This is a genomic window from Calothrix sp. NIES-2100 (assembly GCF_963875285.1).
Taxonomy (GTDB): domain Bacteria; phylum Cyanobacteriota; class Cyanobacteriia; order Cyanobacteriales; family Nostocaceae; genus Aulosira.
The window spans coordinates 5290264-5311757 of record NZ_CAWNLA010000001.1; the positions used below are offsets into that span (position 1 = coordinate 5290264).

Sequence of the window (21494 nt, forward strand, 5' to 3'; positions counted from 1 at the left end):
TTGCCCTACAGGAATTCTCTGGCTTACCCGAAATAACGCCCGCAGGCTAGAAGCCTGGGGCTATCGATGCAAAGCCCACCTTCGTGGGCTGAATCCTTTAGCCCACGAAGGTGGGCTTTGTTAATATAGCCGCACCCTTCTAGGGTGACGGCGGTCTGTTGGGTAAGCGAAGGATCTTACCCCTGATTCACCAGCGGTATCCTTGATAAATGACAACTTCAATTTGTCATCCCAAACCGAATAACTTAGAAATTAGCGGCAATAATTTATTTCCAGCTTCCACCAGTGAAGCCACAGCAGGTAAACCTGTAAATATTCCCTTTAACATGGTGATTGCAGTCTTTGCAGTCTTCTTACTTCCATTCTCTTGGGGATTTTTCGCGGCTTCTGCTAAAGTTTGCACCTGTTCTAAAGCCTCAGCTTTGTCCTCATCTGATAACTCTGATGATTGGGAAATTTCTTCTTGCAATTGCGTCAACAATTCTTTGATTCCGGGTTTCTCTGCTGACGGTGCATCGGGTAACTGATTGAGCGCAACACTCACATTACCGCTAATCGTTCCCAGGTTGGCGACAGCGGCAGAACCACCGCCAGCAATACCGCTAACATTTGTACTACCTTGAATATTGATGCCGCTGATATCAGACACTTTGTTATCTCCTTGTATATAGTATTTCGACTGCTGAAGTGCAGTTGTCAGCATATTTTCTAAACTAAGAATACGACTATCTTTTTCTATAAGTAGGGCTTGCTGACTTTGGGATAAAGCCTTGAGTTGATTATAGTCATCGAAATATTCGGCACTCAGTTGGGATTTATCACTCCCTGGTGCGGTTTTAGCTCTAAGTAAGAATTTATCATCGCCGCGTTTCTCCATTGCCACAATTTCTAACTCGGCTTCTGGGTGATTTTCTGCCAGCTTTTTGAATGCAATTGCAATGGCGCGGGGGTCAACGTTTTGATTGTGGTAAAGGTCAAGGGTGTCAAAAATTGGCTTGATAAAGTCGGCAAAGTCGCCTTCTTGGAAGACTTCTTGTTGATTATCTGGTTTGCGGAGGGGGTCGGGGTTTTCTTTGGTGGGTAAGCGCATGAAGATATATTCACACCTCACTCCATGCAATTTAGTTTCACTGGTAATGCCCCAATCTTCAATGAATGCACCTGTGAGGGTTGCACCTGTTAAATCGGTTGCGTCTAGTTGGGTTTGCTTGAGTTTGGCTCTGGATAAATCCGCATCTTGCAAATTAGCTTCACTGAGGTCAGCGCTGATGAAGCTAGCATCGGCTAGGTTTGCTGATTGTAAGTTTATACCTCGCAGGATTTGACGGTCAAAGTTTTTGTCCTGTCCTTGTCCTGTAATTAGTAATTCGCGGATTTGTGGGTGTTGCAGGTAAGTTGAGCCAGGGCGAACGCGGTCAAGCATTTTGGCTTGATGCCAACGGGTATTAGTCAGGATAGTTTTGTGGAAATCTGTACTTTTGAGTGTGGCTTTGGTGAAATCAGCCTGAGTTAAAGTAGTGCCATGAAAACTTGTTCCGCCTGTGGCTGCAAAGTTGACAGCAATATTACGAACCAAGGAATATTTTTCGTCTCCTTTCATTGCTCGCCAAGCGATGTAGATACTAAATAATGTTCCAGAAAAGGCGATGGCGAAGGCGTAGGCTCCAGCAAAGGCTCCGTTAACGGAGGCTGCGGAGGCTGCGTAGGCTCCGACGAAAGCTCCGGCAATAACTTCGGCTCCAGAGACTGCGAAAGCAACGGCGATGGCGTAGGCTCCAGCAAAGGCTCCGGCTCCGGAAACTGCGAAGGCGAAGGCAAAGACGAAACCAAATATTCCAGTGAAGGCTCCGGAGGCTGTAAAGGCAAAGGCGAAGGCGACAGCGACAGCAACAGATCCTAAACTAGCTGCTATTCCTTGGCGAATTGTAGTTAAGAAAAAGACAATCAATACGATTAAAGCAGTCCAGCCGACGATCCAATTCTCCGTACTATCTCCAAATATAAATGAGACTAAGTAACCGTTGATAGCCCATAAAAATACAGACACCCCTGACAATAACGAGGAAATAAGCAATAGAAAAATTGCCCAACGACGTTGCAGTCCCGCTTTAGCATGGCTAAAGTTTGCACCTGTTAAATTAGCATTGGTGAAATTTGCCCCTCGGATGTCGGCATAGCTAAAGTTTGCGCCTGCAAGGTCTTGTCCTTTGAAGTTGCGTCCTCGGAGATTTTGCCCAGAAAAGTCTAACGCCATGTTCCACTGCGCGAAGATGAGCAAATTTTACTACACGCTTCAGTCTGTATATTCAGCAATGGTGAGATATTCTTCATGATTCAGGCTCAAAGGTGCAGCGTTGAGGGTAAAAGCCGCAATTTCGAGGATAAAAGCCGCAACGTTGAGGATAAAAGCCGCAATTTCGAGGATAAAAGCCGCAACGTTGAGGATAAAAGCTGCAACGTTGAGGATAAAAGCCGCAATTTCGAGGATAAAAGCTGCAACGTTGAGGATAAAAGCTGCAACGTTGAGGGTAAAAGCTGCAACGTTGAGGGTAAAAGCTGCAACGTCGAGGATAAAAGCTGCAACGTTGAGGGTAAAAGCTGCAACGTTGAGATTTGAGGGATTGCCAATTTCAAAATTACCCAAATTGTAGGGGCACGGCATCCAAAGACTTTCGGTAAAACAGACAATTGATCGGTGCCGTGCCCCTACCCGATGGATAATTGATTTTTTGGTATTCCTTAAAGATGCAACATTGAGGTTTTAGGGACTACCAATTTCCAAAATACCCCCAAATGACAAGCGAAAATAAAGTGTGCAGGTAGGGGCATCGGCATTGCCGTGCCCTGACAATAATCGGGTACGGAAAAATATTTATATAATTGCGATCGCAAAAAGCCTAAACCCTGGCGATTGTTTCAGTTAGCCCTTGTGGGTAGTGCCCACCCTACTGAATTTGCCTAGCATATTATATCAGTAAATGTTTTGTCTGTGGCAATGTGGATATATAGCGGTTCTCGTGTGGATGCAATACACAATCGGGCACAGCAGTGCTGTGCCCCTACGAATGGTATGTATTCTATGCAATTGAGAACGCTATCGGCACAGCATAAACATTCATTTACAGGAAAGACTAATGGAACGCTCGAAAATAATTGCCATTCTTACAGGTGCAATTTCTGTACTTTTAGCGATCGCCTACCTGATCGTCGTCCAAATTCTCGACTACCGCGATATGAAACCCGCCCCTATTAGCCAACTGAACCAACCGCCGGCAATTGTGGCTTCCGCTTGGAACTAAAAATTCCCTTTTCGCATATACCTAAGGATATAAATATTTGAAGAGACGCAATCAATTGCGTCTTTTGTCGTTTATATCCATTGATAAAACAAATGATAACTATTGATTAATTGCAATGATTGTCTATAGATAGAAATTAATAGTTACGATTTGTTAATCAAATAAAGCCCTTATATAAGAATTAATTAGAGGAAGTATCGATGATTTATTTAATTAAAGTATTTCCTTTTTGTCATAGATAAAGGTAAGCTATTTTTAACAAAATTAAGCAAAAATAAAATCGAACTATTTGAGATGGCTGGGTTAGCTGCTATCAAAGCTTTTTGATGCATAACCCCAGAGTTTTGCTGCAAATTATAGAGGTAAGTTGATGGCTCAGTTTCTCTTAGAGACTGTTTGGCTAGTTCCGTGCTATGCCTTAATAGGTGGGCTTTTAGCCGTTCCTTGGTCGCCAGGAGTAATTCGCCGCACTGGCCCAAGACCGGCGGGTTATGTCAATTTAGTAATGACATTTCTAGCGTTGATGCACAGTGCGATCGCATTGTTCGCCACTTGGAATCAACCACCAGTAGAAGTATTTATACCTTGGCTTTCTACAGCTGGTTTAAATCTTACCATTGCTATAGAAATTTCTTCCATAAGTGTGGGAGCGATAACTGTAATCACTGGCTTAAATTTCTTAGCCCAAATTTATGCCATTGGTTACATGGAAATGGATTGGGGTTGGGGACGCTTCTATTCTTTATTAGGACTGTTTGAAGCGGGATTGTGTGCCCTGGCTCTATGTAATAACCTGTTCTTTAGTTATGTAATTCTGGAAGTTCTGACTTTAGGAACCTATTTGCTAGTTGGCTTATGGTTCAGTCAGCCCTTGGTAGTTAGCGGTGCGAGAGACGCTTTCCTTACCAAACGGGTGGGTGACTTATTCCTGCTGATGGGTGTGTTGGGATTGTGGCCTTTAGCTGGTACTTGGAATTATACAGAATTAGCTGAATGGGCGACAACTGCCAATGTTGACCCCACAGTTATCGCCCTGGTGGGTTTAGCTTTAATTGCGGGGCCAATGGGTAAATGTGCCCAATTCCCCCTGCATTTGTGGTTGGATGAAGCAATGGAAGGCCCAGTTCCCAGTACAATTTTGCGGAACTCGGTGGTAGTAGCCAGTGGTGCGTGGGTACTAATTAAACTGCAACCTGTATTAACTTTGTCTCCTTTTGTTTCCTCAGCAATTGTAGCAATTGGTGCAGTTACAGCCGTTGGTGCTTCCTTAATTGCGATCGCCCAAGTTGATATTAAACGCTGTCAATCCTATTCTGTCAGCGCTTACATGGGTTTGGTGTTTATCGCTGTGGGGACGAAACAAGACGACGCAGCACTGTTGTTAGTACTGACCCATGCTGTATCAGCGGCACTGTTGGTCATGAGTACTGGGGGAATTATCTGGAACAGCATTACCCAAAATGTTACCCAATTAGGTGGACTATGGTCACGTCGTCCAATATCTGCGATCGCCTTTATTATTGGAACTTTGGGATTAATTGGGTTTCCACCTCTAGGCGGCTTTTGGGCGCTGATGGAGTTAACGGATAGTCTTTGGGAAAATCAACCTTGGTTGGTTGGTGTGGTTGTAGCTGTCAACGTTTTAACCGCAGTCAGTTTAACCAGAGAATTTGGTCTAGTTTTTGCTGGTAAACCCAAACAGATGAGTGAGCGATCGCCTGAAGTACATTGGCCAATGGTATTGCCAATGGTGATTTTATTCGGTTTCGTCCTACATCTGCCCTTAGTGTTACAAAGTTTAGCATTATTACCAGATTGGGTAACTTTGAATAAAGACGTTGCACTGTTGTTAATTTGGTCAACAATTTTTGGTTGTGGTATTAGTGGCGTAATTTATTTAGGTAATATTCCTAAACCAATTCGCTTACCTTGGCAACCTTTACAAGACTTGTTTGCCTACGATTTTTACACCCCAAAAATCTATCGGATGACGATTATTTTCAGCGTCGCCCAACTTTCCAAATTGGCTGATATGGTTGACCGTTTCGTAGTAGATGGTATTGTGAATTTGGTGGGTTTATTCTCCCTATTAACTGGCGAAGGTCTGAAATATAGCACATCTGGACAAACCCAATTTTATGCTTTCACTGTGCTTTTAGGCGTTGGTGTATTGGGAATGTGGGTAACTTGGCCATTCTGGGGAGTACAGTTTTTAAATTTGATGTTTTAGGGACTAGGGACTAGGGATTAGGGACTAGGGACTAGAAAACAGAGATTTTTTCGGGATTGACTGATTAAAAAATGCTGAATGTCGAATAAAAATACTAGCCCCTACCCCCTCCATAGACAATTTTTCAATTCCATGCATAACAATTTCCTGGTGTGAGCAAAAAACCATGACAAAACAACATCGCCAAACAAATGTTTCTCGCAGAAATTTACTCAAGCTAAGTGCAGGTGCAATTAGCGCAGGAGTATTAACAGCCGGATTAGGTTCAAATTTGGTTGCACCTGAAAAAGCCTCAGCACAAGACAAAAAAGATATCACTCCCGATGACGCACTAAAAGCATTATTGGATGGAAATGATCGGTTTGTGAAAGCCAAAAAACGCAACCCTAACCAAAGCCAATCACGTTTACGCGAAGTTGCAAAAGGTCAAAACCCCTTTGCTTCTATTCTAGGTTGTGCAGATTCACGAGTGCCTTCGGAGATAGTTTTTGATCAGGGTTTAGGAGATTTATTTGTCTGCCGTGTAGCAGGTAATATTGCCACAAAAGAAGAAACCGGTAGCCTAGAATTTGGCAGCTTAGTATTAGGTTCTAAGCTAATTCTGGTACTAGGTCATGAAAGATGTGGGGCTGTAGATGCAACTATTAAGGGTGCATCAGTACCAGGAGAAATTGGTAGTTTATTAGAAGCAATTAAACCTGGTGTAGAAAGATCTCAAGGACAAGCAGGCGATAAATTAGAAAATGCTTGTAAAGCTAACATTTTAGTACAAATTGAGAAATTGAAATCATCCCCAGTGCTATCTGAGTTAATCAAAGCTGATAAACTGAAAATAGTTGGTGGTTATTACGATTTGGATACTGGCAAAGTCAGCTTAGTTAGTTAGGTCATTGGTCATTGGTCATTGGTCATTGGTCATTGGTCAGAGGGAATAGCACAGAATTTTGAATTGTTTGTCTACCTTGAATTTTGACTCTTGACCTTTGACTCTTGACCCTTGACTCCTTTGAAAATCTCTACTTTTCACTAAACTTACCCAAATTGCCATGTTAAGTGTTTTGATTTGGCTCCCGATTTTAGCAGCAGCTATTATAGCAGTAATACCTAAAAATCTGCCGACAAATACTGTACGGTTAAGTGCTTTATACTTTGCTGCGATAACTTTGCTTTGGAATATTTTTATTCTCTTCAAATTTGATATCAGCAATCCGGGGATGCAGTTTCAAGAAAATATTCCTTGGAATGAAACTCTCGGTTTAAGTTATCAATTAGGAGTTGATGGACTTTCTATACTCATGCTGGTGTTAAATAGCTTACTAACTTGGATTGCTATTTACAGCAGCAGTAAAGAGACTGAAAGACCTCGGCTTTTTTACTCGCTAATTTTATTAGTTAGTGGTGGGGTAGCAGGTGCGTTTCTAGCTGAGAATTTACTGCTATTCTTCTTGTTCTATGAATTAGAATTAATTCCCTTCTATCTTCTAATCTCTATTTGGGGAGGGGAAAAACGTGGTTATGCAGGTATCAAATTCCTGATTTACACAGCTGTTTCCGGGGCGCTAATTTTAGCAACTTTCTTGGGTACAGTTTGGCTGACTGGTTCTACCAGTTTCGCCTTTGATGCGATTTCTACCCAAACTCTATCCGCCGGAATGCAAATCATTCTTTTGGCAGGGATAGTATTAGGTTTTGGGATTAAAATTCCCTTGGTTCCCTTCCATACCTGGTTACCTGATGCTTATGTGGAAGCTTCTGCACCAATTGCGATTCTTTTGGGTGGTGTATTAGCAAAGCTGGGAACCTACGGACTGTTAAGATTTGGGATGGGGATGTTTCCCGAAGCGTGGAGTACCATTGCACCAACATTGGCGACTTGGGGCGCAATTAGTGCAATTTATGGGGCAGTAGTTGCGATCGCCCAAAAAGATATCAAGCGCATGGTAGCATACAGTTCCATCGGTCACATGGGTTATATTTTGCTCGCTGGTGCTGCTAGTACTCCCCTGGCGTTGGTTGGTGCTGTCGCCCAAATGTTTAGCCACGGTTTGATTCTCGCTATCTTGTTCCATTTGGTGGGAGTCGTGGAAACCAAGGTTGGAACCCGGGAGTTAGATAAACTCAATGGTTTAATGAGTCCAATTCGGGGTTTACCTTTAATTAGCGCTTTGCTGGTATTAAGTGGAATGGCGAGTGCTGGTATTCCCGGTTTAACAGGATTCGTTGCGGAATTTATCTCTTTTCAGGGTAGTTTCTCAGCGTTTCCTATCCCGACGCTGTTGTGTGTTGTCGCTAGTGGTTTAACCGCAGTTTATTTTGTCATTCTTCTCAACCGCACCTGTTTTGGTAGACTTGATAATTTAGCCTACTATCCTAAAATTCAATGGTTTGAGAGAACACCTGCGTTAATTTTGGCAGCTTTAATCATCTTTTTGGGAGTTCAACCGACTTGGTTAGTGCGTTGGAGTGAACCAACAACTACTAAGATGGTGGCTGCTATTCCGGCGTTGGAAAAAACCGTTAACTCTGAAGTTGCTTTGAAACCATAAATTCTCTTACTCTCTGCGCCTCTGCGTCTCTGCGTGAGATTAATAATTTAAACGAACAGCAAAGGCGCGTTCGGCGAAGCCGTTCCCGAAGGGTAGTACACAAAAGAAGAAAAAAATGAAGAGACTTTCTCAGATGATTTAGGATTGCTATCAGGAGTTACACAACAATAATCAGGAGGAAGGATGAATTTAAAATTAATTCCCAGTGCTTTAGTACTATTTCGGTTTTTAATTTCGCCCTTCCTCCTTTGGGATGCTCTTGATGGTAAAACTAGTATTTGGTTCATTGTTGGTTTCGTCGCCGCTTTCCTCTCAGATATTTTTGATGGCATTATTGCTAGAAGACTTGGTGTGAGTACTGCCGAATTAAGACAAGCTGATAGTTGGGCTGATGTTTGCCTGTTTAGTTGCATATTTGTGAGTGCTTGGCTGGTATATCAAGATGTTTTAATTGCTTATCGAGTGCCTTTACTCACAGTAGTTTTTGCTCAGTTGATATGGTGGATAGTGAATTTAGTAAAATATGGTAAACCTGCTAGCTATCACACCTATTCAGCTAAGTTTTGGGGCATCACTCTTTGTATTGCGATTATTTCTCTATTCGGCTTTAACTATGCTGGAATAACTTTATGGCTAACTTGTATTGCTGGTGTAGTCTACAGTATTGAAGAAATAGCCATGACAATCATTCTGCCAGTTTGGACACATGATGTTTTAAGCATTTTTCATGCCCTGAAAATTAGGGAAAATTTATTAATTCAAAATAACGTGATTGAATCACAACAATCACTAATGACAAATGACCAATGACAATTGACAAATATAAAAGGATTTAAAAATGACAACAACTGTTAATACATCAACTAAATTACCCCCTTCCCGCCATGAATTTGCTGAAGTAATTCATCGCTTAGAAGCTGGCGGTTCAATGTTACCAGATACGCCAGAAAATTTAATGCAAATTATCGGCTTGTATAAAGCTTATGCAGTGCCGATGGATTTTTACTGGCGAGATTTACTTTATATTGCGGAACAGGAATTTTTAAATCCCTTTCCCTTCTTTAAATACTTCTTACCTAAAGAATATTTAGACAGACATAATCATTATGCTGGTGATGATGCCGATTTACGCATTTGGCGGGGACACGCAACAGCCCATCCTGAGTTATTAGCATTTATTGAAAAAGGTGAAACTGGGAAAATGCCCAGATTATTTCACCATTTATTCCACGATCGCATTAACATGGAGTTTGCTGAAGCTTGTATGCGCGCTATGCTTTGGCATCGGCAGATGTATGCGCCAGTAAACCAGTTTGACGCTTACCTCGATTCAGAAGAATATAAAGCTAACGCCGATAGGGCAATTAAAGCTTACTTCAAAGGTAACCCAGTGATGTTGACACTGCACAAGCTGTTCCCCGATATGTTTATCGAACAGTGTCGCCAGATGTCTTACTACTCTAATTTAGGGTTATTCTGGGAAGTCATGGCACCCGTGTTCTTTGAAATGTCGGATATCTACGACGAAGGCGGGTTTAAAGGTGTCCCCGACGCGATGAATTTTATAGTGAACGGCATTTTTGCGATCGCAGGTCGTCCGATTTATCATCATGTATATATAGATGGGGAATGCTATGAAATCATCCCCAAATCTAAGGGTTTCACCTGGCTATACGAAGCCGCCTTACCTTATGTAGAAGCCGTTTTCTACCGCACCGCACCTTTTAGGGGGACAAAATCTTATAATGCTCAAGCAGGTCAAGTACCTGATGACCAAAAAGATTTTCACTATGGTATTCTCTACGCTGATGTCTTCCCAGTTGGTACAGCCGGTATCCCCCCCACACTGTTGATGCAAGATATGTTACACTTCTTACCCCAATATCTTGTTGATTATTACAAAAAACATTGTCGTGGCGAAGAAGATATGTTGATTCAGTTAGGAGTGAGTTTCCAACGTTCAATGTATAATGTAACTTCCGCAGTAATTCAAGCATTACGCACTGCACTTTTATATCCTTTAGATGACCAAAATCCCAAGCATTTACAAGCAAACCGGGATTTCTTTGAAATGCAGCTAAATCGCTTTACTCGCGCTGATTACAATATGCGCGATTCAGCCCGTTTACGGAGTATTCAAAGCCAGGATTACAGGTAGTCAAAGAAAGCGGTACTGCTGTCATATAGGGCTAGTATTTGATTTTTGAAATATAGGTAGGTGGGCATTGCCCACCCTACACTTTACACTCACGCTTCAGGTGTACGGGATTTGTTCAAAAATCACAACAAATATTTTTTACCGAAAATATAAAAACTTAAAATTTATAAAAATGAAATTATAAATGGTTTGGACAGGAACCAAATTTCTCTAAAAGCTCAGAGATGCGCTCATTATCTGAACAACGCCAAGTAATGTTAATAGATTTTTCCTCATTAAAACCTGGTTCACCATAACCTGAGAATGCATTAGCATCAGGGCTTATATACTCTTCATACACGCAAGTTAGTAGCCTATTTTCAGTTGGTGAAACTTGTTGAAGACCAAAATCGTGTTTGAATGTCCCTGCAACCCATCCATTAGGTGTTAAATGCCATTCTCTCCATTCTTTGCTTGCCATTTTGTAGTTCCTTTGTGTAATTCAATCGATATACTTTGCTCAAGCTGTAACAAGTATAGCATTAGTACATTTACTTATTTAACCCCAGCTTTAGTGGCATGGCAAGGCTAACGCACCTTAAATTTTCGTTAATGCGGAATCAACTTCAGGGTTCTCGGAATCAACTTCAGGGTTGACGTTTCCGTGTTTCGCGTACCCGGAATCAACTTCAGGGTTCCCGGAATTAACTTCAGGGTTGACGTTTCCGTGTTTCGCGTACCCGGAATCAACTTCAGGGTTCCCAGAATCAACTTCAGGGTTGACGTTTCCGTGTTTCGCGTACCCGGAATTAACTTCAGGGTTGACGTTTCCGTGTTTCGCGTACCCAGAATCAACTTCAGGGTTCCCGGAATCAACTTCAGGGTTGACGTTTCCGTGTTTCGCGTACCCAGAATCAACTTCAGGGTTCCCAGAATCAACTTCAGGGTTGACGTTTGCGTGTTTCGCGTACCCAGAATCAACTTCAGGGTTCCCAGAATCAACTTCAGGGTTGACGTTTGCGTGTTTCGCGTACCCAGAATCAACTTCAGGGTTCCCGGAATCAACTTCAGGGTTGACGTTTCCGTATTTCGCGCAAGCTGTAGCTATTTCCGCATCCCGTTTTAAGCAACTTCTGATAATTTCCCATCAAGACGGCGAAATAGAAATAACCAAATAGGTAGTGAACTATTAATGGCAATCAGTCTGACTAAATGACCAGTTGTGACAACTTCAACATTATGATTCAATACCAGAGACACGAGAATCATCTCTGCTGAACCTCCGGGCGCTGTCACCAATAGACAAGTTAACCAATCCCAAGAAGTTAATTGCATAGCTAGCATAGCAGCGATCGCACCTGCAATTAAAGTCATGACTACAGATATTACCGCATAGACTACAGTACGTTTTTTAAAGCTGGGTTTTTCTCCCCAATACTCACCGATGGTAATTCCTAACAGCATTTGCCCAACTATATTGATCAGTGAGGGTGGGGTAAAGTGAAGATTATGGACAAAAGGTAGCAAATTTAGCACAGGATTAAATCCGATACCAATTAATAAAGCCCCAAAAAAATCCCCAGCGGGGATTTTAAATAATATCGACAGGTAAACTACAAATCCTGTTATCCCCAAGGCTAACAATAGTAATCCTAATTGAGAACTATCGAAATTCAACAAACTACTTTGTATGGTGATTGTTTGTGGATTCCAAGCATTACCAACTGTGGTTCTAGCAATAAAAGGAATCAGAAAAACTACAGATGTAACGCGCAAAGCCTGAACTAATGCTACTAGGGTGACATTTCTGCCATAATCAGCCGCAATAGATGCCATAATTCCCACACCACCGGGGACTGTAGCTAGCATTGCTGTTAACAAGTTAGTTTGACTGAGGCGGGAATAAATGTAGCCAATACCACTACCACAAAGTAACAGAAAAAATGTTAATAAAACAAAAATCGGAATCCCAGAAGCGACACTAGCTAAATCACTATGGGTAGTTGAGGCTCCAACTGTTAATCCTACCAATCCCATGCCCACCTTTCTGGCAGTTCGGTTAGGTTTGGGAGAATATTGATAGAAAATTCGACATCCCTGTAAAACTATAGTACCAGCCGCAATCCCCCCAAATATCCAAGCAATTCCGCCAATGTGGAATGTTGCTAAACTTAAACCTAAAGGTAATGCCAGTAGCATTTCTAAAACTAGGACAGCTAGTTGCTTGATAAATGGGTTTTCTGGAGCAACGGTAGGATTTCCAGCAGTGGATTCCTCTACAATGGGAATAAGATTAAAACTATGATTCATTGATAAAGCGCTTTTTCCATTAGTTTAACTATGCCCATAAGCTAATGCGATGTCTACGACGGGCTACGCCTACGCGCAATACCCCAAGCAGGAGATAAATTTAATTATTCTCACTAATGATGAAGGATGTATATATACTGAATGTAGCTCTAGCACGATCACCAGCAATTTCTAAAGAATTTTTGTAGACGACAATATTATAGTAGGGGCATAACATAAGTTGTGCCCCTACCCACAAACTGTATTTTTTTCAGAGTCTAGTTGTTGATTGTTTCAGCTATCTTGGCATCTTGAATCAATTAGTCTTCATCAAGCGCCGGGAAAGCTTCTTCTAACTGCCACAACTCATCTTTGTGTTCCATGAACCAAATCCGAGTTTCTGGTGTTAATTGGCTCCAAATGATTTCCACAGGAATATGAGGAGATGCGTATCGATACTGCTCTCCCAGTAATTTGAGATTTTCCGCCACATCAAGGGGAATACCGAACTCGCGCCAATCAACTTTTACATTTCTGCCAGAAAGTCCGGCTGCGGGGTCGAAAATTAATTGTGCAGCTCTAACTAAATCAGCAAAGTGATTTGCTTTAAGTCCGATTATTTGCTGAATTTGGGGTGATTCATTATGCTGTTGAGACATTGTCGCTGGAGTGGTGAAGATTGATGATGGGTTGAACTTACTGCCAGAGATTTTTATCCCAATTATATTATTTTAGCCCATAGCCACTAAGATGGATACGGCAAAAGTAATAATTTTAAGAGCGCAATTGTGCCACCATTGCGGCTGGATTCCAGTAAGCACGGGTAGTTTGAATCTTACCTGCTGCGTTAATCTCAAAAATTGTAATGCCTTCAAAAGTTACTGATTTACCAGTTTTACTCACTCCTCGCATTGTCCATTTCACTGCTGCTTCATTAGCAGCTACAAAAATATGCTCGGTGGTTGGTTCTAGTTTTTCAAACACTGCTTGCAATTGCCCAATAAACTCACGAAATCCCTCATGGACTTTTGTCGGTGGTTCCCCAACGGGATCATAACTTAATGCATCATCAGCAAAATTTTCTACCCAGCCTTCAGGATTCATAGTGGCAATATTGCTAAAGTAAGCAGCAACAATTTGTTCAATGTTTAAAGTTGACATAAGATCAATTTCCTTTGATATCAATGGTGACAAATTATCTATTACAAAAAACAAGTTTAAACTCGTTTATTTTGAAACCCGGAGTGCGGGACTCAAAGCCCGCTACTACAAGCAGGGAGATATTTTGAAACATGGAGTGCGGGACGAAAAGCCCGCTACTACAAGCAGGGAGCAAGATACTCCCACTACTTTTAAAACTATGGTTCTCAAAATAGATGTGGTTTATATCTAAATTTGGCGATGAAATATTTCGGAAATCAACAGTTGAAAATTACCGAAATTGTCATATTTTGCTGTTAGTCGCTTAAATTGGTTTTCCGATACAAACCTACCAGCTATAATGTCAAATTCTTGACCAATGCTTAAACTTGTAGGAGCATTGATAACTATACCATCAGGTAAGAAAAAAGTTTGATTTTGCTCTTCTAAAGGAGCTAACACCAGATTTTGAATAGTTTCAGCATTTGAAACTGTTAAATCAGGGGTTATGTACTGTTTTTTTCCTATCCATTTACCTTCAATAGTTTTTACTTTTGCACCTGGAGTTTCGGCAGGGAAACTACCTAAATGCTCGCGAATATGAGTGATTTTTTCAACGGCGCTATTTTCTCCATAAATAACCGATACACTATTTCGCCAATCTTCATGTCTGAAGAATAACTCCATTCCAAAGTGTTTACCTGGTTCAAATGTTTTACTCAACCAAGCTTGTACACCAGGAGCAATTGATAATGCCCTCATAGAAGGTATGGCTGTATGAATTATGCCATCAGGTTGGTTAGAAGTTTGCTTATCAAGTTGCCAGTTTTTTTCTTCCGTACTGCCATCGGCATAAGTGTAATTATTAGTTTGGTAAATAACTGTTTTATCTTCGTTAGCGCGAAAACTTCTGATACCTTGAAAAGACTGAATCACCTCTAAATCTGGAGAATATCTAGTCCATATTCCGTGCCAACTCATACCTTCAGGAGTATGATGAGCAAATAAATTTGACCAGTTTTGCTCTTGTGCATTCATGATATTTAATGTTTAAATTTGAATTTTTTACAAACGAGTGTGATTAGTGACGGGTATAAGCACGCTCAAATTTAGTTTTGAGTTGCTGTGCTACCGCAGCTAAAGCGACTACTAATAAAGAGGTGGAAACAGTAGCAATTTTTATTCTAGAATCATCTGCAAGTATAGCCACAAATGCTAGAGCGATCGCTAACCCGATCAAAGTTTTTCTGAAACTATTCGTGACTTGATATGTGCGATTGCAAGAATTACACAGTTGTGTATGTCGCAGATATCGGTCGATTTCTACTGGATGGCGATCGCACTGCTCTATGTCTACATTTTTAGATGTAGAATAACCTTGATAAAAAGGTAAAGCAGCACCAAATCTATCTAACCATTTGCGATATTCAATCACAAAAGCGTCGGATGTTTTCAGTGGTAAATACACATCTTGGAGATTTTTTCCCAACCGCTGAATTTCCGCTTGTTGTCCGACAACTAATGACAAATCTTCTTCTAATATTTTGCTCTGATTGAAATGTATAAGCCAACGAGGTTTAAGCTTGATTTCCCAAGTTACAAAGTTGCGGTAACTGCGGGTGAGAACTCGACACCGATTTTTACCTAGAGGAAAAGAATAAAGTGCTAGTCCAAAATTCCAACCTTTTTGTTCAATTGTAAATTGAAAAAGCACCAAATTAGGTGCAATAAAATCCATCCTGCGCCAAGCATCATCAGGTTCTCTCGTGTTCCGAAACCTACCGCGAAATCCTTGCACTGAACTTTCAATTACCTCCATTTCTAGAGGTTGAGCATTGTTGCGATTACCCTGGCTACCGTCATGGCTAATATTAACATGTGCTGGGTCTAAAACATTCTCAATAAAATAGCTTTGTTCGTAAGGCAAATCGGTGATTTTATCTGTATGGACAAATCCGGGCTTGTCTACATCAGCTAATGTGGGGATTAATTCTTCAATTGCTGCTTCACTTTCTCCTGCCCACATCCAAATAATACCTTGACGTTCCACCACTTTAAAAGAGGCTACGCAAGCATTACTAGGAATTTTGGCATTACTTGGTAACTGGGGAATATGCAAACACTCACCATTAATCCCAAACTGCCAACCGTGGTATAAGCACTCAATTTTACCATCGATAATTTGCCCATCAGATAGTTTAGCGGCACGATGGGGGCAACGATCTGTTAAACAAATTAGCTGTCCCTCTTGATTTGTGAACAAAACAAAAGGTTCGTCGTACAAAGAAAAGCTATAAGAACGGTTTTTCGGTAAATCTTGTTGAAAGCAGACAGGATACCAACATTGCTTCCAGTTAAATTCTTGTTGTGCTTCTGGTAAATGAAAAGTATCTGTTGGTGGTGTCGCCTCTGGTGTTTTAATTTCTAATGTCATAACTGGTTTCAGGCTGATATTTAGCCTATCTATATTTCTCTGATCATAGATGAAATTATGAGGCAAAAATGCTGAGGAGATATTCAGTCTTAGGGTTGAAATCTTGTTAATACCAATTCTATGTGAGGCTGCACATTAACGCCCTCACCCTCCAAGGGTGGGGCTACACAAACAAAGCCTGCCTACCTTTTGGGAACTGCTCCGCAGAACGCAGGCTAATTATATGCATCTTCATAAAGAATTGGTATAAGGTAAATTTATTATTTGATTGACTAAACATTCAAATTACTGCCACAGTTATTCTGTTTCAATCAAAACAGTAACAGCCGCAACCGCTATCAACATTTCGTCATTTTTATCGTTGAGAGAAGGAATTGCCCGTCCTTGAACTACCATCCCCCCAGCTTCTACAGTGAGAGTTTTACGACCAAAGGGTAATACTGCTAATACATCATCATGCTTGACTTGTTCCGGGTATGGTACTGCTACCTGGACTTCCACAATCATGTCATTGGGGTCAGTTAAACCTGCTACTTCCCAAACACCAGGTAAAGCATTATTTGCGATCGCATTTCGTACCGCCCTCGCCGCTGCTACAGTCGGTTCCTGTCCGTGCTGATCGATTCCCATCCCCATTTCGATAATCAAGCGTTTTCGCACCACTGCAACCTCCCAAAAATTTTGCACATTTAGTCAATAAAACTATGATAAATTGGTTCACGCCAAGGGCTTTTAGGCGTTGGATTCTTGGTTAGTGCGAATCAATGTATCGCTTGTGAGTTTCCCTAACTAGACATAGCAATGTCTCTCTTTGCCGTGCTATGAGTTCGATACTTGTCGGTTTTCGGCTATTTTGGTAAAAAACTCTAAAAGCTGTTTAGCAAAGGCTGCGGGTTGTTCTTCAGGAATGAAATGACCGCAATTCTCAATTACACCTCCATGCACATCCGTAGCTACACTTTTCAGCATTTGCTTAACGTGTTCGCCCAAACTGCGATCGCCACCAAGTCCCAGAATCGGCGTTTTGATTTTTTTCTGAGCATAAGGTGCGGTTTGCTTCATCGTATCAAATATCGCCCGATACACACCGATTGCGCCCCTAATACCATCTGCTGTGGCAAAGGTACGCAGATATTCATTAACGGTTTCGTCATTGATTGACTGGCGATCGTAGAGATATCGATCATAAAACCAGGTGAGAAACTCCCGTTCATGACCAGCAATCAAAATTTCGGGTATTTTGGGCGCAAGGCTAAATAACCACCACCACATACTCCCTTCCTGCATCGTCTCTGGCGCAAACGTGAGGAATGGTTGAATGTGCTCTTCTAAAATGACTGGGTCTTCCAAATACGCTAAGGCTCGAACTTCATCGGGGTATTGACCGGCATAAACCAGCGCGGGGGGTGCGCCCATGTCATGCGCAACAATGAATATTTTGGCAAAACCAAGCTGATGAATTAGCGAGCGAAAATCCTCCATCAAAGTACGAGCATCATACCCGCTTGCTGGCTTGTCTGAGTCGCCATAGCCACGCATATCGGGAGCAATTACCGTATAGTGTTTCGCCAAAATCGGCATGAGCTTATGCCAAGAGTAGCTAGTTCCCAGAAAGCCATGCCACAGCAGAATTGGATCGCCTTGACCACCAATGACATAATGCAAGCGAATGCTGTTTACAGCAGTGGTGTGGTGAGTGAAGGTGCCATCGTTCATCATTAAGCTTTACCTCAGATGTCAGAAGAAATTGTGCGTAGACAAGGTGTCGCTTGCCTCCGGCATCCCATTCCCATTTTTTCAGATCAACTTCTTTGTTGGGAAAGTAGGTCAAAAAGTCCGCCCCTAGAGGTTAAGCAACTAAACCCACTTTTATTACTTGAGTTAAAGAAAAATTGACAATCCTGATTTTTCCAGATTTACTCTTCAAAGCGTAACATGAGAAGGGTGAACTACCACGCCGTAAGACTGACGGGGCTTCCCAATTCATCAGGAATAGCCTCCAGAACTTCGTAGTTCTATTGGTCTTACATTCCCTCCCTGGGCAGGAGTCCTGGTTCCCAAGACCCAAATCTTCTTCTTGCAACATATACCTGTTAGCTTGGTTTTCGCTTATGGCATTGATGGTCAAGATAATACTTAGTTTACAAGAATTGATGATTCGTATGACGAATCAAGAGATCACAATCCCCATCTTAGGAATACCTTGAAGATGGCGACTTCCGCAACCCGTTAAATTTGACTTCATGACCATCCAGCGCCGACAATTTCTCACTAGCTTGGGATTAACTACCTTAGCCACTCAGTTACAACCATTGACTGCCCAAGGTCAACTATCTCTGGGGACTATCCTCAAGCCGCCTCGTTTGCAAATTGGCGATACTGTGGGATTAATTGCCCCGGCGGGTATCGTTGACAAACAAGATGTGGAAACAGCACAGCAAAACATTGCAGATTTAGGTCTCAAAGTCAAGTTAGGGAAACATATCTTAGATCGTTATGGCTATTTAGCAGGAAAAGATCGCGATCGCGCTTTTGACTTAAACGCCATGTTTGCAGATCAATCTGTGAAAGCAATTATTGCTATGCGCGGTGGCTGGGGCTGTAATCGCATTTTACCGTTACTCAACTACCCTATCATCCGCTCCCATGCCAAAATCTTACTGGGTTACAGCGATATTACTTCTCTATTGTTAGCGATCAACGCCAAAAGCCGCGTCATTACTTTTCACGGACCGGTTGCCACTTCCACCTGGAATCAGTTTACGCTGGATTACGTTCAGCGGATTCTGTTTGCTGGAGAAGCTGTGACAATGCAAAATCCCACCAATAACGAAGTGCAATTCTCGCCAATTGCACCAGGGAAAGCGAAAGGTAAACTCGTAGGTGGTAATTTATCAGTACTAGCAGCAATGCTAGGTTCGCCTTACCTTCCTGCATGGAACCAAAGCATTTTATTTTTGGAAGAAATCGGCGAGGATGTCTATCGTGTAGACCGGATGCTGACCCAGTTAAAAAATGCTGGCATCCTGAATCGCATTGCGGGTTTGATTTTTGGGCAATGCACCAATTGTAGTTTAGGCGATGAACCGAATTTTACTTTAATGCAAGTATTGCAAGACCACATACTTCCCTTAAACATTCCCGCTTGGTACGGTGCTGCGATCGGTCATATTAAAGATAAATTTACCATGCCAGTGGGTGTAAATGTTGAAATCAATGCAATTGCTGGCACAATCCAGATGTTAGAGTCAGCTGTTGATTAAGATTAATTAAAACTTACGCACTCGTGACGAAAAACTCAGCTTTAGCGATTACTTCCCTTCTCTTCTCACTCGGGGAGACGCGCAAGGGACGAGACGCTAACGGGAACGCTCGTAATTATGTAAAATCCCAGTCCTTGCGTCAGTCCTGTCAATAACTAATCATCAGGAAATTTAAAATTTAATTATACAAATGAAAGATAAATTCATCAAAAATTTATATTAACGATGAGAATTAGTGCTTTTCAATGTTTTTATCTAATTATGAAAAAAACTAGCCAAAATGGCTAAATTGTCGTTTAATATGAATTATCCTGTTTATAGGCAAGCATTAACTATAGCTAGCTAATTAATAATTGTAAAGAACAATTATCTATCAAAATTAAATCAGACGTACTTCTATCGCCAGTTATTTACTGGGAAAAATCTTATTTTTATGTGATGGGTAAAGCCCAGAGTCAGATTATAAAAAAGGGTGCAGGATAAAAGTTTATGCACTTATTTATTAATAAATAGGTGAAAAATTAACTGCACATAAATACTTAAGATAGATGGTTCAATAACCATAACTTAAGAATGATGCAGTGAATAAAGATGAAAAGGACGGTTTCATGACAGCCTTAAACTTAAGCGAAGTCAGATTTAGCAATTACTCTGATGTAGTCAATCCAGGTAGGGCAATATACAATAGCCAATACTCATCTGTAGATACATTAGGAGGAGACGATCAAATTATCGGTACTTCCAATGTAAGTGGTGATTTCGCTTTGGTAGCCTATTCCGGAGCTGCTACCCAATACGGCAAAGCGATCGCCTCTAGCCACTTGAAAGATAAGGCTACTGTTGCTACCTATGGGATTAAAAACGAAGGAACTATCAATACAAACTATGGCAACGATATAGTCAGAGGAAAGGCGACAGCTAACATCAGCGCCACTGCTGTGACAGTATCTGAGGCTATAGCTAATGCTCAGAAATCAGATGCTATTGCGATCGCCAATGCTTTTGCATCCATTAACGTCAAAGCTACCGCGGACGGCATTGATAACTCCTGGGGTAAGCTTTATACTGGTGATGGAAGTGACTCTGTAACTGGTAATACTGACGGTTCTGTGAGTGCGGTAGCTGTAGCGATTTTAGATGCCTCAGCCATCGTTGAGGCTATCTGCAAAGCCCCAATGTCTCAAGGTTTGACAGCTTTCGCCCAAGCAATGGCTACAAGTTTAGCCAAAGGAAGCATCACTGCTACTGGCTTGAAGAATAACAACGGAGTTATTACCACTGGGAAGGGTGACGATACACTCAGTGCTAGTGCCACTTCGAGTGCTGGTACCTTTGCAAGTAGTGTGAGTTCTACTTTAGCGAGTGCGACTCCCGGTAATCAAGCTTTAGCGCAAAGTGTCGCATTAGCTAGTGCTCAAGCTTCTGATACCGCGATCGCCATCGACAACTCGCGAGGCTTGATTGATACCGGAATTGGATACGATACTATAGATGCTAATGCTAAGGCGAGTGACAAAGCGATCGCCATTAACAACAGTGGCGGCAAGATTAGTACCGGGGATGGAAACGATACAATTACTGCCAAAGCTAGTGGCGCTGAAAGTTACGGTATTTTTGGCGGCAATATTGACACAGGTTATGGAAACGATCGCGTCATCGCCTCTAGTTTCGGCGGTGGGGTCAACATAGACCTGGGATTAGGTAACGACTTTGTTCAAGGTTTTGGTGACGCTAAATTGGATGGTAGTCTAGGTTGGGATACACTCGACCTGAGCTCTTACAATAAAGACAATTTTAAAATCAGTTTTGGTGGTTTGTTTGGCTTTAGCTTGAACAATAGTGTGAGTTTTCAACTAGATGGCGTTACCATGACCACCACTGGTTTTGACCAATTCAACTTTGCTAATGGCAGTTACAACTTTGCTCAATTAAGGTGGGCTTAGTGAGTCACACCTAACACTATAATCAGGGACTTCCAACTAAAAAAATATTCTCTCGCTGTGTGGTCTGATGGCGACAGAGTCAGCAGAGTTTCTCTCAATAATTCGATAATCTAATTTCTCGAATTCCCTAAATTATCCCACTTAAATTTGTAATTGTTGGCGGTTAATTATGAACAGTCAACTGCCAACAATTACAATGAGATGTTTTTGATT

At 41.7% G+C, this 21494-nt stretch carries 18 protein-coding genes; 8 read left to right on the top strand and 10 right to left on the bottom strand.

Annotated elements, in window-relative coordinates:
- Positions 1-226 precede the first annotated feature (226 nt).
- Both AACU32_RS21720 and AACU32_RS21725 read right to left on the bottom strand, forming a co-directional pair.
- The gene (locus AACU32_RS21720; RefSeq protein WP_096603163.1) at positions 227-2254 is read right to left on the bottom strand and encodes a pentapeptide repeat-containing protein; all 2028 of its coding nucleotides are present in this window, start codon (positions 2252-2254) and stop codon (positions 227-229) included.
- A 39-nt stretch (positions 2255-2293) separates the two neighbouring features.
- Positions 2294-2662, bottom strand: coding sequence for a hypothetical protein (locus AACU32_RS21725; RefSeq protein ID WP_096603164.1), 369 nt, complete (start codon positions 2660-2662; stop codon positions 2294-2296).
- Positions 2663-3134: 472 nt separating this feature from the next.
- Here AACU32_RS21725 and AACU32_RS21730 point away from each other — a divergent pair, with 472 nt between their 5' ends.
- From AACU32_RS21730 to AACU32_RS21755, 6 genes are all read left to right on the top strand, one after another.
- The gene (locus AACU32_RS21730) at positions 3135-3299 is read left to right on the top strand and encodes a hypothetical protein (RefSeq protein ID WP_096603166.1); all 165 of its coding nucleotides are present in this window, start codon (positions 3135-3137) and stop codon (positions 3297-3299) included.
- A 370-nt stretch (positions 3300-3669) separates the two neighbouring features.
- Positions 3670-5529 (top strand): NAD(P)H-quinone oxidoreductase subunit F, encoded by a 1860-nt coding sequence (locus AACU32_RS21735; RefSeq protein ID WP_096603167.1) that lies wholly within the window; start codon positions 3670-3672, stop codon positions 5527-5529.
- Positions 5530-5695: 166 nt separating this feature from the next.
- Positions 5696-6415 carry a carbonic anhydrase gene (locus AACU32_RS21740; protein ID WP_096603169.1) on the top strand — a complete coding sequence of 240 codons (720 nt, stop codon included), beginning with the start codon at positions 5696-5698 and terminating at the stop codon, positions 6413-6415.
- A 160-nt stretch (positions 6416-6575) separates the two neighbouring features.
- Positions 6576-8075: an NADH-quinone oxidoreductase subunit M gene (locus tag AACU32_RS21745; protein ID WP_096603170.1), complete on the top strand. Its 1500-nt coding sequence runs from the start codon at positions 6576-6578 to the stop codon at positions 8073-8075.
- Positions 8076-8258: 183 nt separating this feature from the next.
- Positions 8259-8885 (top strand): CDP-alcohol phosphatidyltransferase family protein, encoded by a 627-nt coding sequence (locus AACU32_RS21750; RefSeq protein WP_096603172.1) that lies wholly within the window; start codon positions 8259-8261, stop codon positions 8883-8885.
- Positions 8886-8913: 28 nt separating this feature from the next.
- Entirely contained in the window at positions 8914-10233 is a 1320-nt protein-coding gene (locus AACU32_RS21755) for a CO2 hydration protein (RefSeq protein WP_096603173.1), read from the top strand.
- Between the two features lie 178 nt (positions 10234-10411).
- Here AACU32_RS21755 and AACU32_RS21760 read toward each other — a convergent pair whose 3' ends face one another.
- From AACU32_RS21760 to AACU32_RS21795, 8 genes are all read right to left on the bottom strand, one after another.
- Positions 10412-10693 carry a hypothetical protein gene (locus AACU32_RS21760; protein WP_096603175.1) on the bottom strand — a complete coding sequence of 94 codons (282 nt, stop codon included), beginning with the start codon at positions 10691-10693 and terminating at the stop codon, positions 10412-10414.
- A 641-nt stretch (positions 10694-11334) separates the two neighbouring features.
- Complete coding sequence (locus AACU32_RS21765) at positions 11335-12522, bottom strand: AbrB family transcriptional regulator (RefSeq protein ID WP_096603176.1); 1188 nt, start codon at positions 12520-12522, stop codon at positions 11335-11337.
- 299 nt (positions 12523-12821) lie between these two features.
- Positions 12822-13160 carry a hypothetical protein gene (locus AACU32_RS21770; RefSeq protein ID WP_096603178.1) on the bottom strand — a complete coding sequence of 113 codons (339 nt, stop codon included), beginning with the start codon at positions 13158-13160 and terminating at the stop codon, positions 12822-12824.
- Between the two features lie 115 nt (positions 13161-13275).
- Positions 13276-13662, bottom strand: coding sequence for a nuclear transport factor 2 family protein (locus AACU32_RS21775; RefSeq protein ID WP_096603179.1), 387 nt, complete (start codon positions 13660-13662; stop codon positions 13276-13278).
- 228 nt (positions 13663-13890) lie between these two features.
- Complete coding sequence (locus tag AACU32_RS21780) at positions 13891-14679, bottom strand: DUF3598 family protein (RefSeq protein ID WP_096603182.1); 789 nt, start codon at positions 14677-14679, stop codon at positions 13891-13893.
- 43 nt (positions 14680-14722) lie between these two features.
- Entirely contained in the window at positions 14723-16075 is a 1353-nt protein-coding gene (locus AACU32_RS21785) for an aromatic ring-hydroxylating dioxygenase subunit alpha (protein WP_096603183.1), read from the bottom strand.
- Between the two features lie 297 nt (positions 16076-16372).
- Positions 16373-16738 carry a Lin0512 family protein gene (locus AACU32_RS21790; protein WP_339378703.1) on the bottom strand — a complete coding sequence of 122 codons (366 nt, stop codon included), beginning with the start codon at positions 16736-16738 and terminating at the stop codon, positions 16373-16375.
- A 156-nt stretch (positions 16739-16894) separates the two neighbouring features.
- Positions 16895-17794 (bottom strand): alpha/beta fold hydrolase, encoded by a 900-nt coding sequence (locus AACU32_RS21795; protein WP_096603186.1) that lies wholly within the window; start codon positions 17792-17794, stop codon positions 16895-16897.
- Positions 17795-18318: 524 nt separating this feature from the next.
- Here AACU32_RS21795 and AACU32_RS21800 point away from each other — a divergent pair.
- Positions 18319-19338 (top strand): S66 peptidase family protein, encoded by a 1020-nt coding sequence (locus AACU32_RS21800; protein WP_096603188.1) that lies wholly within the window; start codon positions 18319-18321, stop codon positions 19336-19338.
- Positions 19339-19919: 581 nt separating this feature from the next.
- Complete coding sequence (locus AACU32_RS21805) at positions 19920-21281, top strand: hypothetical protein (RefSeq protein ID WP_339378155.1); 1362 nt, start codon at positions 19920-19922, stop codon at positions 21279-21281.
- The last annotated feature ends 213 nt before the right edge of the window (positions 21282-21494 follow it).

Bases quoted from the DNA above. Each gene is read 5' to 3' on its own strand.
- AACU32_RS21720 (WP_096603163.1), bottom strand. From the start codon at position 2,254: ATGGCGTTAGACTTTTCTGGGCAAAATCTCCGAGGACGCAACTTCAAA.
- AACU32_RS21725 (WP_096603164.1), bottom strand. From the start codon at position 2,662: ATGCCGTGCCCCTACAATTTGGGTAATTTTGAAATTGGCAATCCCTCA.
- AACU32_RS21730 (WP_096603166.1), top strand. From the start codon at position 3,135: ATGGAACGCTCGAAAATAATTGCCATTCTTACAGGTGCAATTTCTGTA.
- AACU32_RS21735 (WP_096603167.1), top strand. From the start codon at position 3,670: ATGGCTCAGTTTCTCTTAGAGACTGTTTGGCTAGTTCCGTGCTATGCC.
- AACU32_RS21740 (WP_096603169.1), top strand. From the start codon at position 5,696: ATGACAAAACAACATCGCCAAACAAATGTTTCTCGCAGAAATTTACTC.
- AACU32_RS21745 (WP_096603170.1), top strand. From the start codon at position 6,576: ATGTTAAGTGTTTTGATTTGGCTCCCGATTTTAGCAGCAGCTATTATA.
- AACU32_RS21750 (WP_096603172.1), top strand. From the start codon at position 8,259: ATGAATTTAAAATTAATTCCCAGTGCTTTAGTACTATTTCGGTTTTTA.
- AACU32_RS21755 (WP_096603173.1), top strand. From the start codon at position 8,914: ATGACAACAACTGTTAATACATCAACTAAATTACCCCCTTCCCGCCAT.
- AACU32_RS21760 (WP_096603175.1), bottom strand. From the start codon at position 10,693: ATGGCAAGCAAAGAATGGAGAGAATGGCATTTAACACCTAATGGATGG.
- AACU32_RS21765 (WP_096603176.1), bottom strand. From the start codon at position 12,522: ATGAATCATAGTTTTAATCTTATTCCCATTGTAGAGGAATCCACTGCT.
- AACU32_RS21770 (WP_096603178.1), bottom strand. From the start codon at position 13,160: ATGTCTCAACAGCATAATGAATCACCCCAAATTCAGCAAATAATCGGA.
- AACU32_RS21775 (WP_096603179.1), bottom strand. From the start codon at position 13,662: ATGTCAACTTTAAACATTGAACAAATTGTTGCTGCTTACTTTAGCAAT.
- AACU32_RS21780 (WP_096603182.1), bottom strand. From the start codon at position 14,679: ATGAATGCACAAGAGCAAAACTGGTCAAATTTATTTGCTCATCATACT.
- AACU32_RS21785 (WP_096603183.1), bottom strand. From the start codon at position 16,075: ATGACATTAGAAATTAAAACACCAGAGGCGACACCACCAACAGATACT.
- AACU32_RS21795 (WP_096603186.1), bottom strand. From the start codon at position 17,794: ATGATGAACGATGGCACCTTCACTCACCACACCACTGCTGTAAACAGC.
- AACU32_RS21800 (WP_096603188.1), top strand. From the start codon at position 18,319: ATGACCATCCAGCGCCGACAATTTCTCACTAGCTTGGGATTAACTACC.